At 58.4% G+C, this 12,684-nt stretch carries 11 protein-coding genes; 6 read left to right on the top strand and 5 right to left on the bottom strand.

The genetic code is table 11. The features are described 5' to 3' along the window. Window positions 1–237: 237 nt before the first annotated feature. Window positions 238–693: a hypothetical protein gene (locus AUC43_RS09195; RefSeq protein ID WP_068192192.1), complete on the top strand. Its 456-nt coding sequence runs from the start codon at window positions 238–240 to the stop codon at window positions 691–693. 99 nt (window positions 694–792) lie between these two features. On the opposite strand, the gene AUC43_RS09190 is transcribed toward AUC43_RS09195, so the two are convergent. Then, on the bottom strand, window positions 793–2,484 hold the full coding sequence (locus AUC43_RS09190) for a M28 family peptidase (RefSeq protein ID WP_233254139.1): 1,692 nt from the start codon (window positions 2,482–2,484) through the stop codon (window positions 793–795). A 450-nt stretch (window positions 2,485–2,934) separates the two neighbouring features. On the opposite strand from AUC43_RS09190, the gene AUC43_RS09185 reads away from it, so the two are divergent. Continuing rightward, on the top strand, window positions 2,935–3,561 hold the full coding sequence (locus AUC43_RS09185) for a hypothetical protein (RefSeq protein WP_068192186.1): 627 nt from the start codon (window positions 2,935–2,937) through the stop codon (window positions 3,559–3,561). A gap of 93 nt (window positions 3,562–3,654) precedes the next feature. Here AUC43_RS09185 and AUC43_RS09180 read toward each other — a convergent pair whose 3' ends face one another. Beyond that, entirely contained in the window at window positions 3,655–4,920 is a 1,266-nt protein-coding gene (locus AUC43_RS09180) for a tyrosine-type recombinase/integrase (RefSeq protein WP_068192182.1), read from the bottom strand. Between the two features lie 388 nt (window positions 4,921–5,308). On the opposite strand from AUC43_RS09180, the gene AUC43_RS20915 reads away from it, so the two are divergent. After that, window positions 5,309–6,109, top strand: coding sequence for a hypothetical protein (locus AUC43_RS20915; RefSeq protein ID WP_157781010.1), 801 nt, complete (start codon window positions 5,309–5,311; stop codon window positions 6,107–6,109). Window positions 6,110–6,182: 73 nt separating this feature from the next. Continuing rightward, the gene (locus tag AUC43_RS09175; protein WP_068192179.1) at window positions 6,183–6,470 is read left to right on the top strand and encodes a helix-turn-helix domain-containing protein; all 288 of its coding nucleotides are present in this window, start codon (window positions 6,183–6,185) and stop codon (window positions 6,468–6,470) included. 11 nt (window positions 6,471–6,481) lie between these two features. On the opposite strand, the gene AUC43_RS09170 is transcribed toward AUC43_RS09175, so the two are convergent. Continuing rightward, window positions 6,482–6,928, bottom strand: coding sequence for a hypothetical protein (locus tag AUC43_RS09170; protein ID WP_068192177.1), 447 nt, complete (start codon window positions 6,926–6,928; stop codon window positions 6,482–6,484). 284 nt (window positions 6,929–7,212) lie between these two features. Between AUC43_RS09170 and AUC43_RS09165 the strand changes: the two genes are divergently transcribed. After that, entirely contained in the window at window positions 7,213–7,482 is a 270-nt protein-coding gene (locus tag AUC43_RS09165) for a DUF1294 domain-containing protein (protein ID WP_068192175.1), read from the top strand. Window positions 7,483–7,710: 228 nt separating this feature from the next. On the opposite strand, the gene AUC43_RS20910 is transcribed toward AUC43_RS09165, so the two are convergent. Both AUC43_RS20910 and AUC43_RS20905 read right to left on the bottom strand, forming a co-directional pair. After that, window positions 7,711–8,940, bottom strand: a complete 1,230-nt coding sequence (locus tag AUC43_RS20910; RefSeq protein WP_157781009.1) for a DUF418 domain-containing protein — start codon at window positions 8,938–8,940, stop codon at window positions 7,711–7,713. Between the two features lie 346 nt (window positions 8,941–9,286). After that, entirely contained in the window at window positions 9,287–10,081 is a 795-nt protein-coding gene (locus AUC43_RS20905) for a hypothetical protein (RefSeq protein ID WP_157781008.1), read from the bottom strand. A gap of 341 nt (window positions 10,082–10,422) precedes the next feature. Between AUC43_RS20905 and AUC43_RS09150 the strand changes: the two genes are divergently transcribed. Beyond that, window positions 10,423–12,291 (top strand): DUF885 domain-containing protein, encoded by a 1,869-nt coding sequence (locus AUC43_RS09150; RefSeq protein WP_068192169.1) that lies wholly within the window; start codon window positions 10,423–10,425, stop codon window positions 12,289–12,291. Window positions 12,292–12,684: the final 393 nt, after the last annotated feature.

Raw genomic sequence — 12,684 nt, 5'->3', positions numbered from 1 at the left:
GAAAACGGTCGTGGCTGTTGCAGAACTCGCCAACGGTGAATCTTAAGCGAGCCGACGGAGTCGAGCACGGCTAAAAAGGAGGCACCGCATGCTTTATAGAGGACTTGAGGCAGGACTAACCGGGCAGCGGAGCATCTTGGCGAGTTCTGCAACAGCCACGGTCGTGACGTGAACGCGCTCCGTTCATTCAATGGAGGGCTCACCCTATCCACACCTGAGATTCAACACCTTGGCGTCATGAAAACGTTACTCGCCCTGCTGCTGGGCTTTGGGTCCTTCGCGGGCCATGCCCAAGCGCCCGCCCCCGCCGTGTGGGCGGACAGCGCCATCCACCTGAACGTCGTGCCTAACGGCCGGTATTCCCGCGCGTTCTACACCGTCAACCAAGAACCCCTGACGACGGCCACGGTGACCCGGCTGTTGCGCCGCTACCCGCCCGCCGCCGAAGAGTTGCGTAAGGACCGGGCGCAACGGCGGCTCGCGCTGCTCGGGCTGCTGCCCGTGTTTGTGGCGTCGACCGTCGTGGGCGGCTTGCAAGTCGACCGGCAAAAAAACGTGTCTAGTTCCAACTTCAGCAAAGCTCCGGTCGCGTTTTCTTTTTCACTGGCCGCCCTTTTTGGCAGCCTTTATGTCGGAGCCGCCAACAACCACTATGCCAAGGCCATCGAAGCGTACAACCGGCAGTTTTACTAACGGCCCCGCCGTGTCGGCAACCCACAGGCCACGCAGAAACCCCCGTCGTTTACTCAACCGGTGGTGGCGTAAACGCGCTCCGTTCAGTTGAAGGAGCGACTACGGCTTATTGGAGTCAACTACCACACGGCGGTCGCGGTTGGCCAGCTCCCAGGCCGTGTGGAAGATGAGCTGGTCGCGGCGGGCCATGGCGGGGAAATCAATCAGGTCCACGTCGTCGGTGGGCTGATGGAACTGCGGGTGCCCGCCGGAGTAGTAAAAAATCACCGGCACCTGGTGCTTGGCAAACTGATAGTGGTCGGAGCGGTAGTAGATGCGCGCGGGATCGTTGGGGTCGTTGTACTTGTAGTCCAGGGCCACGGGGTTGTATTTCTGATTCGTGGCCTCGCTGAGCGTGTGCAGCACCGAGCTGAGCTTGTCGTCGCCGACCAGGTAGACGTAGTCGCCCTTGCCCCGGTGCACGCTATCGACGCGGCCCACCATGTCGATGTTGAGGTCAGCAACCGTGTTTTCGAGCGGAAAAACCGGGTGGCTGGTGTAGTACTGCGAGCCGAGCTGGCCTTCCTCTTCGCCGGTGTTGGCCAAGAACAGGATGCTGCGGCGCGGGCCGTGGCCGTCTTTCTTGGCCTGGGCGAAGGCCTGGGCCATTTCCAGCACGCTTACCGTGCCGGAGCCGTCTTCGTCGGCGCCGTTGAACACCTTGCCGTCTTTGATGCCCAGGTGGTCATAGTGGGCCGAGACGACCAGGATTTCATCCTTTTTGTCGCTGCCTTCCAGAAAGCCAAGCACGTTTTCGGTCGTGAAAGGTTCTTTCTTCTCAACCGTTTGCACAATGGCCGCGGCGGGCTTGAAGGACGAGACTATGGGCTTGCCCGCCGCGGCGACTGCCTGCTGGTAGTTGGCCAGGCCGGCGGCGTTGGTGCTCAGCAGCGCGGCGCCCATCTCGGGCGAGACGATGAACAGATTTGGAGGGCCCTTGCGGTCCGGCGCATCCGGGAAAGTCAGCTGTTCGAGGCCGAGCAGGTAAGAAAACGTTTTGGGTACTTGTTCGAATGCCTCCGCAGTGGGCTCAATACAGAATAAGCTCCGCGGCTTTAAGGGCCGAATGGCGACCATTCGGTCCACCACCCCCTGAAAACCCAGGTCACCAAACATCAGCCCGGTCTTATCGTCTTTGCGCAGGGGCTTGCCGTCTTTGCCCGTGGGTTCACCCAGCAGCAGCAAGTCCTTGCCGTGGAGGTCGCCGGCAGCGGCGAAATCAGTATAGCCCGCGGCCTGAATGCCATAGCCGGCAAACACGGGCTGCACGGGCGTGGCCGTGGCCAAGGTGCCATTCGCGACGGCGTAAAAATCCTTATTGAGCACGAACGTCTTGCCGCCGATTTTCACCGATGTGCTCGGGTCCAGGCGCAGTCGGTTCACCGTGAAATGCTGCAGGCACGGGCTGTCCGAATCCTTCACCGGCCCCGTCAGGCCCGGGGCCGTGAACTGCTTGCGGATGTATTCGGCCGCCATTTTCTGGCCCTTTTTGCCGGTTTCGCGGCCTTCGTACTCATCCGAAGCCAGGATGCTCAGGTGCTGGCGTAAATCCTCGGCCGTGATACCGGAAGCATAGCGCAGCGAAAAGTCGGTCGCCGGGGCGGGTGCGGAAGCCGGGGCTGGCGTATGGGCGGTGGCGGTCTTGCCCGGCTTCGCCTTCGTTTTGATTTTAATCGTCGGCTTGTCTTGTGCCATCGCCCAGTTGGCACAAGCCAAAACGAAAGCAGCGGCAAAAAATAGTTTTCGCAACATGAAAAGAGAAAAAAAGGATAACCAGGAAGTTGAAGCGGGCTAGCAAATAGGGGCTTTCATCGAACCTGTTTAGGGTTATGGCCAGGTAGTTGGTTAAATGGGGCCATCTCAGGAAACGGATAATATAGCACGTTAATCGTTTAAAAGCGGCCTCCAGAGCACCGAGAAGGCATCTTGAACGTGCGTTTAGTAAAACGGTCGTGGCTGTTGCACAACCCGGGCAGCAGCCACGCGGCTCGCGCTATTCCACCGAACGAGCACCAAAACGGCCGTTTTCGCCGCTTATCTACTCCCTAACTCCGCAACCAGCGGAGATTTCAGGCACAATGAGAGGTTCTGCAACAGCCACGATCATTTCGTCTTGGCACAATCTGATTCGTTAGCGGCCAAGACGTACATATGCATCGGGATTGGAATAGTAATAAAACAGATACCCTCTTCCCTACCGGTATGACCCAACCCTTACTCGACGCCCTGTCTGCTCTGCAGCGCCAGGAGCAACACCTGCTGGCCTTAACCAAAAAGATGGTGGTCCCGGTAGACGGCCGACCTGGGCTCTCGTTCATCGATATCTACTCCATGGCCATCGTCAACCGGTCGCTGGCGCTCATCGCCGGCTTCAATGGCATGGTTCGCAGTAACAACTACCTTGGCGCAGCGCACGTGGTTCGGCTGCACCTCGACTCGCTGCTCCGCTACGCGGCCTTGTGGATGGTCAGCGACCCGAACGACTTTGCGCGGTCCGTCATGAATGGCACGAAGGTGAATCAATTAAAAGACAAGCATGGCACCCTGTTGCGGGATGCCCACCTGCGCGACGTCGTGGCCGTGCAGTACCCGTGGGTGCTCGATGTTTACAACCAGACGTCGGGGTTCGTGCACTTCAGTCAGAAGCACATCTCGTTTTCCACCATGGCGACCAATCAGGAACTGGGCGTGGTTCAACACTCCATCGCCCGAGGGGACCGGTTCGTCCAGGATGAGTCGCGGATAGAAGGCACCGAGGCCATGACGGCAATTTTGGAGTGCATCGGGGCTCACCTCATTTGGTGGACGGAGTCAAAGCAGACCCCGTAGCAGCAGCCACGCAACAAGCTCAGCACAAGCACATGCCCCTCGTGCGCTCGGCTTCCCAACGTGCTTAAATCAGCCCTTAACACTCGTGTAGAATCAGGACTCTCCTGCAAGCTTGGCTTTGTAACGGGTGTCGAAATCGGCACCTGCGTCTTCCTTGATATCTGTCAAGCCAATGTATCGCGAAAAGGCCGCGAAGCTGCGATGGCCGCTCCAGGGCATGACCTGCTTCACGGAGTAACCCATATCCAAACACAAGGTGCAAAAACTCCGACGGCTGCTGTGGCTGGAGATGAGTTTCCACTTCGGCACCTGGGTAGTCTCCATCCGGTCTCGTTTTTTAGACTCAATGACGACCGGTTCGTGCAGGGCCGGCACCAACTGGCAAAGCTCCTTGATGTAGTCGTTGAACTTTTGGTTGCTGAGCTGGGGTAGCATAAGCTCGCCACCTTGGTCATCGTGCGTATATTTTTCGATGATTTCCCGCAGTTGACGAAAGATGGGCACCCGAACGGTCAGGCCGGTCTTCTGCATCATTATTACAATATGACCCTTTTGAACATGGTTTTTCCGCAGACGAACAAGGTCAGAAAAACGTAGACCCGAAAAAATCTGCGCCACCATCAAATCGCGAACGCGCTCCAATTTCCCAGTAAGCTGGAGGTCCTGCAAGGCCTCAATCTCGTGCAGGTAAAGCACCACCGGGGGTGTTAACAGCTGCGAGTATAAGGGTTTGATTTTTCCGGTTTGAACCCCTGGCGCGCCCTTCTCTTGCAAAAACTGCCGCAACAACCGGACCCGCTTCCCCAGGGTGGAGTTCTTGTAATCATACTTCTTCACCAGCCAGTGCTGCCACTTGATAATGTCTTCGTTCGTCAGGCCATCTAGGACCCAGGTGTATTTATGTGCGGCCTGGTAAGCCTCAATGTTAGCCTGCAGGGTGCGGAAGTTATCACGGGTGGACTTGGCCCAGCCGACATGCTCGTCGATGAACCCCTTCAATACCTCTAGTACCGTCACGGGCGGCACCGGTGCTCCGTTTTGTTGCCCTAGAGCAGCGGCCTGCTGTTGGTAGTTCGCATTCAACTGGTCAATGGTAGGCGGGACGTTTCCGTTCTGCACGTACAGGCTTTTGATCTGCTCTTCTAGGCCGCTCAGTACCTGGCGTAGGTGGATATTATCCTTACCGACGTTGTCGGTCCCATTGGCCCGGATGATCTTCTTGTCGACGTCCCAGTGCTTCTCGTGCACCTTGATACCCGTGGGCACCCGCTTACACTTATTTTGGTAGCGGTACTCAGCGTAGATGGTGACCTTTTTAGTTCGGGCGTCCGGGTTTCGGGTAACGAGTTGGGCCTTCATCAGAGAGGTTGGTTTTTAAAGCAAGTATACGGGCTAGTACCGTATTAGTACCGGAATCTAGCGGAAACGCCTGGAATATTAAGAAGCTCGGCCAATAATAATGCCCTAAAAATCGTAATTAAGGCATTTATCGAGAACCCAGGGCACAAAGGTTCGACTCCTTACACGACCACTTAGAGGCTCAACAACATGCTGTGAATCAGCGAGTTGTTGGGCCTCTTGCTTTTCACGGGACAGCTCACGGGACACCGCTCTTAGAATGCTGCTCCTTATGGTAGCTGTGCACGCTATGTGGCATGATGCGCCATAAGCGGGATGCCCGCCTACTCGGGCAGTGAAACCCTTCCTATTCTCTTTTTTGGATTGGGTGACTTGCTTAATTTCGTGAATGACTGAACGTCCATCCTCGATTCAAGAGAGAAAGGATTTAGCTAATCCTCTCACTCCACCAGTGTTCAAGGTTAGCAGCGAAGGCCACCTGCTGTTATCTCCCGCTTACCTAAAAAGTGCACCGGGGCCCTATAACCTCAGATTTCCAAGTTACTTGGTAACCAAACTCCGCAAGTGGTCACCCGAGGACGTAGCTGATAATTTACAACAGCATTTTCCTGACTGTGACGTTTTAGATTGTAATCTCTTGGACGGGTTGGTAGGAAATCTTCTATCAGAAAAAAGATGGGCAGCTGATAGGCAGGGCAACAGAATTGAACCAGGTGCGGGCAAACGCTTTATAGCAAATGTGGCTAAAGTCAACAAGTGGATTAAAGACCAACGCCAGAGATTAACTAAGGCAGAGGAGGCTCAAAATAGCCACATAACAGCAACGGCCCCATTCAGCGGTTCTGTATCGTCTTTGGCGCTGGCTTTATACATACTTGAGAGAAGAGGGGTCATAAGCCTACTGGCCTACCGTAAAAACAAAGGCAACATGGCAGCATTATGCCGGACCCTTTGCCATGTATTCCCTCCTCAAAATACGTCAAGTAAAGCCCCCTCATTAGCTCTTGAACTCGCATTATCGAAAATTCCGATTGAAAAGCTTGGAGTCGGAGAACTCGATTTTTTGGTATTTGCAGGTCTAGGAAAAAAGAACCAATACCATCACATTAACAGCCTTGTAGATGGTAGCTCAAACATAGAGCTTTCACTACCTATAGAGCTTTTACCTAAAGCTCTACGCCCTGCATAGACACTGTTTATCTTGCACTTACAGTTTATAGAGCGCTAGGTTTGCCCCATTGATTCACCTACCTGGTCCTACAATGGCACACCTTGTTATCCTGGCCGACAGCCCGGAAACCTTCGAAGTACTCCTCCGCAAGACTTTCGCCGAGATGATTCCTCCAGGGGCACCGAAAGTCGACAGCCCCGACTCACTCCTCACTAAAGCGGAGGCATGCCGTGAGTTCGGTATTTCCTTAACTACCCTCACGGAATGGCAGAAGAACGGAATCGTTCCCTTCGTGCGATTAGGGCGTAGGATTTACTTCGAACGCAGCAAAATGTTAGAGGCTGGTCGTAGCCATATTCGCTATCAGCATAGGAAGTAAGCGTCCGCCGGCTACAATCCAGTATTCGCCCCGGGCTTCCGACTGCTCATTTCAGAGTACCCTTGGACGACCTTCATGGGGTGGCCGCTGGCCGCTTCGTATAGCCAGTTCTTGTCCTCGGCCGCGAAGCGGACCTGTTTCCCATCGGACGAGAAGGTAAAGGTGCGGAACGGCAGGCGGGCCGCCTCGTAGCGTTTCCCGCTCGCCGTGCCCAGGGCCGCCGCCAGCTTGGCCGGGTCGAAGGCGGCCGTTTTGGTCTTGCGAACCGGGTCCACCAGAACAAACTCACTGCCCTGCGGCGTGAGCACCCGATACCAGAACCGGTCGCCTGCCAGCCAGGTGGGTGGGCTCGTGCTGCGGTCAACCAGCGGCAGCGCGTTGTACCCCATGAAGCGCTCGGCCCGGGCGTAGTCCTGCGCTGTGAGGGCGGGCAACTGCTGGGCGGATACCGCCGTCAAGAGTCCAATGCTAGCAAGAGGAAGCGAAAGTAAAGACTTGTGCACAGGCTTTGCAGATAATAGAGGTGAAAACAGTCTTTTTTCTGGGTGAAAGGTACTGGCGAAGAGGTCTGCTAGCTAATAGCGCAAGCATAAAACCATGCCCAGCCTACCCGGTCAATCGTGCTGTTGCGTGAGCACACTCAGCACGTGAGCACACTCAGCAGGTGCTTCCGGTAGCGTTTGACGCTCCTTTTGCTGTTCGAATCCTTTCCTTGAACGCAGCTGTATAACTTGCGGGCACCATGCAAATCCTCTTGAGTGGCCTGTTGATGTTCAATCTGCTGTGTTTCCTGCTCTTCGCTTGGGACAAACGCAAAGCACAACGGGGCCAGCGGCGCATTGCCGAAACCACACTGCACCTGGCCACGCTGCCGGGCGCCGCGCCCGGGGCGTGGGCGGCGATGTGGCTGCTGCACCATAAAAACCGCAAAGCTGCTTTCTGGAGCGTGACCCTGCTGCTGACGCTGCTGCAAGGCATGGTGCTCTATTGGACGTGGCCCTCCTTTGGCTGAACGGCGCGCAATTACCTGCGGACCGGTTTTCTGAACAGTGGGTGCTCATTAATTAAGAATACCATGCTGCTCAAAAAACAGAACCTAGCCGGCCGTCGGAGCAGGGACCATCGGGCGGGCCGGGAACCCGAAGGCGGTGAATAATCCCTGCCGGTTCTGGAGCGGGCGGTCCGGTAACAACTGGGCCGGTGCGGGTTGGGCGGATGCAGGGCTGCCCCCGAGGGCCCATTAGTCAACCGCGACCAGCGCTGGTACGGGCCGACGCAGGGGTTGCCAGTGCCCGTAGCTAAGCGAGCGCCACAACCACTCGGCCGGGCCAAAGCGGAAGCGCCGCATCCACCAGTGGCTAAACGCCAGCTGGGCCAGCACCTCGGCGGCACACACGCCCACGCTGGCGAAGGGCCCGATGTGGCCAATCAGCCCCAGCCCCCAGCCGTAGCCGTAGCACAGCCACAGGCCCACCAGGGTTTGCACCAGGTAGTTGGTGAGGGCCATTTGCCCCATCGGGGCCAGCACCCCAAGGGCGGTTGCCCAGCGGGCGCGCAGGGCCAACAGGCCAAACCCTGCGGCATACGCGACCGACAGGGCCAGGGCCGCGGGGTCGCGCAACCCCTTGCTCATCAACACAAGGTACCCGGCCAGGTTGGGGTGGTGGGCCAGCAACGGGAGGTCCACGGCCCGCCGCAGGAGCCCGCCGGCCAGCCCCACCGCCAGCGCCCAGCCAAAAAGCCGGCGCAGGGGCCGTGCGTAAGCGGCGGGCTGCTGGAAGAACCCGGTGCGCATGGCCCAGCGCCCGAAGCAGTAACCCAGCAGCAGCCGGGCGAGGATCCAGCACCCGGCTACCGGCGGCCCCCAGCCGAGCACTTGGTCTTCCCAAAACATGTCCCAGTTGGCCACCAGCGTGGCGCCGTACGAGGGGCCCGCGAAGATGCGAACGAAGTGGGCCATCTGGGCATCGTGGATGGCCGGCGGCAACGCGGGCACCAGCTGCTGCCAGCCCAGGTTCACCACCAAGCCCGTCAAGGATAGTCCCACGCCCCAGCGCAGCAGCGCCCGGTCGGAATAATGGCGGAAAAGCAGCAGGGCAAACCCCACCAGCGCGTACCACTGCAGGATGTCGCCGTACCACAGCAGCAGCGCGTGCACGGCCCCAAACAGGAGCAGAATGCCCAGGCGGCGGGCAAAAAAGCGGGCCCCGTCGGTGCCCCGCGCTTCGGACCGGTGCAGCTGCACGGCAAAGCCCACCCCAAACAAGAGCGAGAACAATCCGAAAGCCTTCCCGTCGACGAACAACTTCGAGAGCTGCACCGTCACTTTATCGACCAGCGGCCAGTGCGCGGCTAAGGCCTCCGGCACTAAGCGGTAGCCGGTAAACCATTCCAGGTTGGCGAAGCACACGCCCATCAGGGCCAGGGCCCGCAGCGCGTCGAGCAGCACAAACCGGTCGGAAGTAGTCACGGGGGCAAAACCACTGGCAACCTGAGGCGATGGCGTATTCATGTAAATCAACTGGTGCTCTAAAGAAGCCAAGCGGAAGCCGCCAGGGAAGGCAGTGCCCCTACGCCCGCGGGAACGACCCTCGGGAAATGCCCTCAAATATAGAATAAAATAACCCCATATAATATACAATGAATTATATTTACAGCCGGTGGTGCGGACCGGCCGTCCTCCTACGCACCTCTTCTCCTTCCATGGACCTGTCCAGGCTACACCGTCTACGAGGACGTGCCCTTGCCTACGCAGGGAGTGCCCCACCAGCAATCTTCTCCCTTTACTACTCCGACCGTTTCGCTGAACGCTATGGTTACCGTACTCGGGTTCCAATAAAGGCTTTGGAAATTTGGGCCGCGCTACCTGGCGTGGCTTGTTCGCTGTAATCAAAGCGAATTTTAGTGCGGTCCTGCAGGTCGATGTGCCCAACGCCATAAACCCCGTGGCAGACGGCATTGCCAACGCCTTGGTTAAACACCAGCCCTTGATAGCCCGCGCTGATGTCCATGCTCGTGCCAGGACACCCCTTGTTGAGATTGACCAAAAAGAGGGCGGGCTGGGAGGGGTAGAGCACGTCCCGCCCCACAAAAATGCGCACGGTGAACGTATCCCGAGGCGCGTCGGTGGTGGCCCCGAGAAATTTGCCTTCGATGGCGGCATGCGGGGCGTAGGGATTCAGCGGCATGACCGTCAGCACCTGGGTCACCGTGTCCACGCCGTCGTCATGCGGAAAACAACGGCGGTTGACTGGTCGGGTGCCGATGCATCGGATGGCCACGGTGCCCACGCTCGTGGGGGGAAACGTCACATTAAACGCCTTTTGCGTGTACACCCGCGGGTCGGTGCCAATCTGCCAGACGACGCTTGAATACGCTGGGGCAGCGGACAGGCGCACGACACTGGGAAAAATGGTGTCGCACGCAAAAAGGGTGTTGTTGATGTTGTTCTCAATCGTGAAGCCAGACGGGGCGGGGGATGCGCCACACGGAACCGGGGCGGGCTCTTCCCCTTTCCGGTGGCAGGCCGCCAAGACCATGCTGGGGATGGCCACGGCCATGAACCACCCGGTGGCACGTGGGGGCAAGAAGAACAGGTTAGCAACGCGCACGGGTAGAGGGGCAAGAATAAACGCCACAAGTATAGCGATTTACTCGCCTTGCTAACCGGCGGGTGCTTGCCTTCCAGCTGTTGGGTTGCGCAACATGCCCGTCATGTGGCCAAAAAACACCCTCGTAGGGAGTTTAGGAAACTCGTCCCCTCGGCGCATTTCGTAAACTTTGATTAGTAGACGGGTTTCTTAAACTCGACAACGGCAGCAAAGCCCCGTTCAAGGCCTTTGCCCAACGGGCCAGCCGTGTAGTTTAGCGGTTCACGAAATGGAGCGTTCGAATTATATGGCATATGGCCTATCTTTCCGCTCATTCCGGTTTACTTCAATTTTTTCTTTTCATGAAACAACGCTACGTCGCCACGTGCGCGGTCCTGTCCGTCCTTGTACTCGGGCTCTTGGCGGTCCCCGCCCGGGCCCAACCCACGTCCCTACGGAAGCCCGGTAACGCGCACCAGCAGGCGGCGGCGCCCACCGTGGCCGCTTCCCCCAGCACGCCGCCCGCCGCTTCGGCCCCGTTGGCCGCCTTGTTTCACGCCTATTCGGAGCAGCAGGCCCAGTGGTTTCCACTCATCGGGATATACGTGGGCGATAACCGCTACAACGACCAGCTGCCCAACGACCAGACCCGCGCCTTTCGCCAGCAGCAGCGGCAATCGTACGGGCAGTACCTGGCAGCGGTACACCAGCTGGACCGCACCACGCTCTCGGCCGACGACCGGGTGAGCTACGACATCTTCGAGTATCTACTGATGGACAAGCTCGATGGGCTCAAGCAAAACAGCTGGATGATGCCCTTCGCGCAGTTCTTTAGCTTGCCCAATACGCTGCCCCTACTGGGGGCAGGCACGGGCGCGCAGCCCTTCAAAACGGTGCACGACTACGACAACTGGCTGGGCCGGGCGCACGGCTTTCCGGTGTGGGCCGATTCGGCCATCGCCAATTTTCGAGCGGGCATGAAGGCGGGGGCGGTGCTGCCCAAGGTGCTGGTATTGAAAATCATTCCGCAGCTGGAGGCCCTGGCCGTGGCCGACCCCGCCAAAAGCCTGTTCTACGGCCCCATTGCCAAGCTGCCGGCCAGCTTCGCGGAAGCCGATAAAGCCCGCCTGACCACGGCCTACCAGCAAGCCATTGCCACCGACCTGGCGGCTACCTACCAGAAGCTCGCCGCCTTTCTCAAAACCGAGTACCTGCCCCAGGCCCGCACTACCGCCGGCCTGGGCGCCCTGCCGGGCGGCACGCAAGCCTACCCGTATTTTGTGCGGGATTACACCACGACCAGCAAAACGCCGGCGGAAATCTACCAGACCGGCCTGCGCGAGGTCAAGCGCATTCAAGCCGAAATAAATGCGGTCAAAAAGCAGGTTGGTTTTCAGGGCGACCTGCCGGCCTTTTTCACTTATATGAAGGATGAGCCGAAGTTTCGGCCCTTCAAAACCCCCGGGGACGTGCTGGCCGCTTACGAAGCCATTCACCAGCGCATGGCGCCCAACCTGACCAAGCTATTTGGCCGCACCCCCAACACGCCGTTTGAAGTGCGGCAGATTGAGGCGTTTCGCGCCGCTTCGGCCGCGGCGCAGTATTGGCCCGGTGCGCCCGATGGCTCTCGGCCCGGCATCTTCTACGTGCCCATCCTCGATGCCACGCAGTACAGCACCGTGGCGTCGAGGATGGAGGCGCTGTTTTTGCACGAGGCCATTCCGGGCCACCACTACCAGTTTTCGTTGCAGTTGGAAAACACCAGCTTGCCCACGTTTCGCCGGACGCCGGGCCAGTACAGCGCCTATTCCGAAGGCTGGGGCCTCTATACTGAAAGCCTGGGTAAGGAATTGGGCCTCTACACCGACCCCTACCAGTATGCCGGCGCGCTGGGCGGCGAGCTGCACCGCGCCATCCGGCTGGTGGTCGATGTGGGCCTGCACGCCAAGGGCATGACCCGCGAGCAGGCCATCCAGTACATGATGGCCAATGAGCTTATTAGTGAGCAGATGGCCACGGCCGAGATAGAGCGCTACATGGCCATGCCCGGCCAGGCGCTGAGCTACAAAATCGGCCAGCTCAAATTACGCGAGCTGCGCGCCAAGTATGAGAAGCAGTTGGGCAATAAGTTCGATTTACGCGCCTTTCATGACCAGCTGCTGGCCGGCGGCGCCATGCCCCTGGCCGTACTCGAGCGCACGATGGACGAGTGGGCAGCGGGGCAGCGGTAGGTCACTCCCAGGTCAATGCTTCCTGCTCGACCCTTCGGCCCCCGCTGCCCCAACCGCGCGCTAAAAGCTATTCGTGCCTGCTAGCAATGACCGCTCAATAAAGATAAGACGCGACCCTTCAGTGTTCACAAAAACGGTTGTGGCTGTTGCAGAACCTTCCGGGCAGCTCATAAACAGCGTAGGTGAACGACGACGGGTGCGAAAAAGGCCCGTGGAATGTACTTTCTGGCGTGATTCAGCACTTCGAGGCCGCGCTAAACAGAATCGCATGGAGTTCTGCAACAGCCACGGTCGTGGCCTAAACGCCCTCTGTTTCGGTAAAGGAGGAATACAATAGCTGATTGGACGCGCTGCCGCTACCTTCGCTCCGGCCTCTGCGTGGGGGCTAACACG

The organism is Hymenobacter sedentarius, assembly GCF_001507645.1.
Classification (GTDB): Bacteria; Bacteroidota; Bacteroidia; order Cytophagales; family Hymenobacteraceae; genus Hymenobacter; species Hymenobacter sedentarius.
The sequence above is the reverse complement of the archived record's forward strand: the minus strand, read 5'-3'. Positions and strand labels throughout refer to the sequence as shown.

Bases quoted from the DNA above. Each gene is read 5' to 3' on its own strand.
- AUC43_RS09195 (WP_068192192.1), top strand. From the start codon at position 238: ATGAAAACGTTACTCGCCCTGCTGCTGGGCTTTGGGTCCTTCGCGGGC.
- AUC43_RS09190 (WP_233254139.1), bottom strand. From the start codon at position 2,484: ATGTTGCGAAAACTATTTTTTGCCGCTGCTTTCGTTTTGGCTTGTGCC.
- AUC43_RS09185 (WP_068192186.1), top strand. From the start codon at position 2,935: ATGACCCAACCCTTACTCGACGCCCTGTCTGCTCTGCAGCGCCAGGAG.
- AUC43_RS09180 (WP_068192182.1), bottom strand. From the start codon at position 4,920: ATGAAGGCCCAACTCGTTACCCGAAACCCGGACGCCCGAACTAAAAAG.
- AUC43_RS20915 (WP_157781010.1), top strand. From the start codon at position 5,309: ATGACTGAACGTCCATCCTCGATTCAAGAGAGAAAGGATTTAGCTAAT.
- AUC43_RS09175 (WP_068192179.1), top strand. From the start codon at position 6,183: ATGGCACACCTTGTTATCCTGGCCGACAGCCCGGAAACCTTCGAAGTA.
- AUC43_RS09165 (WP_068192175.1), top strand. From the start codon at position 7,213: ATGCAAATCCTCTTGAGTGGCCTGTTGATGTTCAATCTGCTGTGTTTC.
- AUC43_RS09150 (WP_068192169.1), top strand. From the start codon at position 10,423: ATGAAACAACGCTACGTCGCCACGTGCGCGGTCCTGTCCGTCCTTGTA.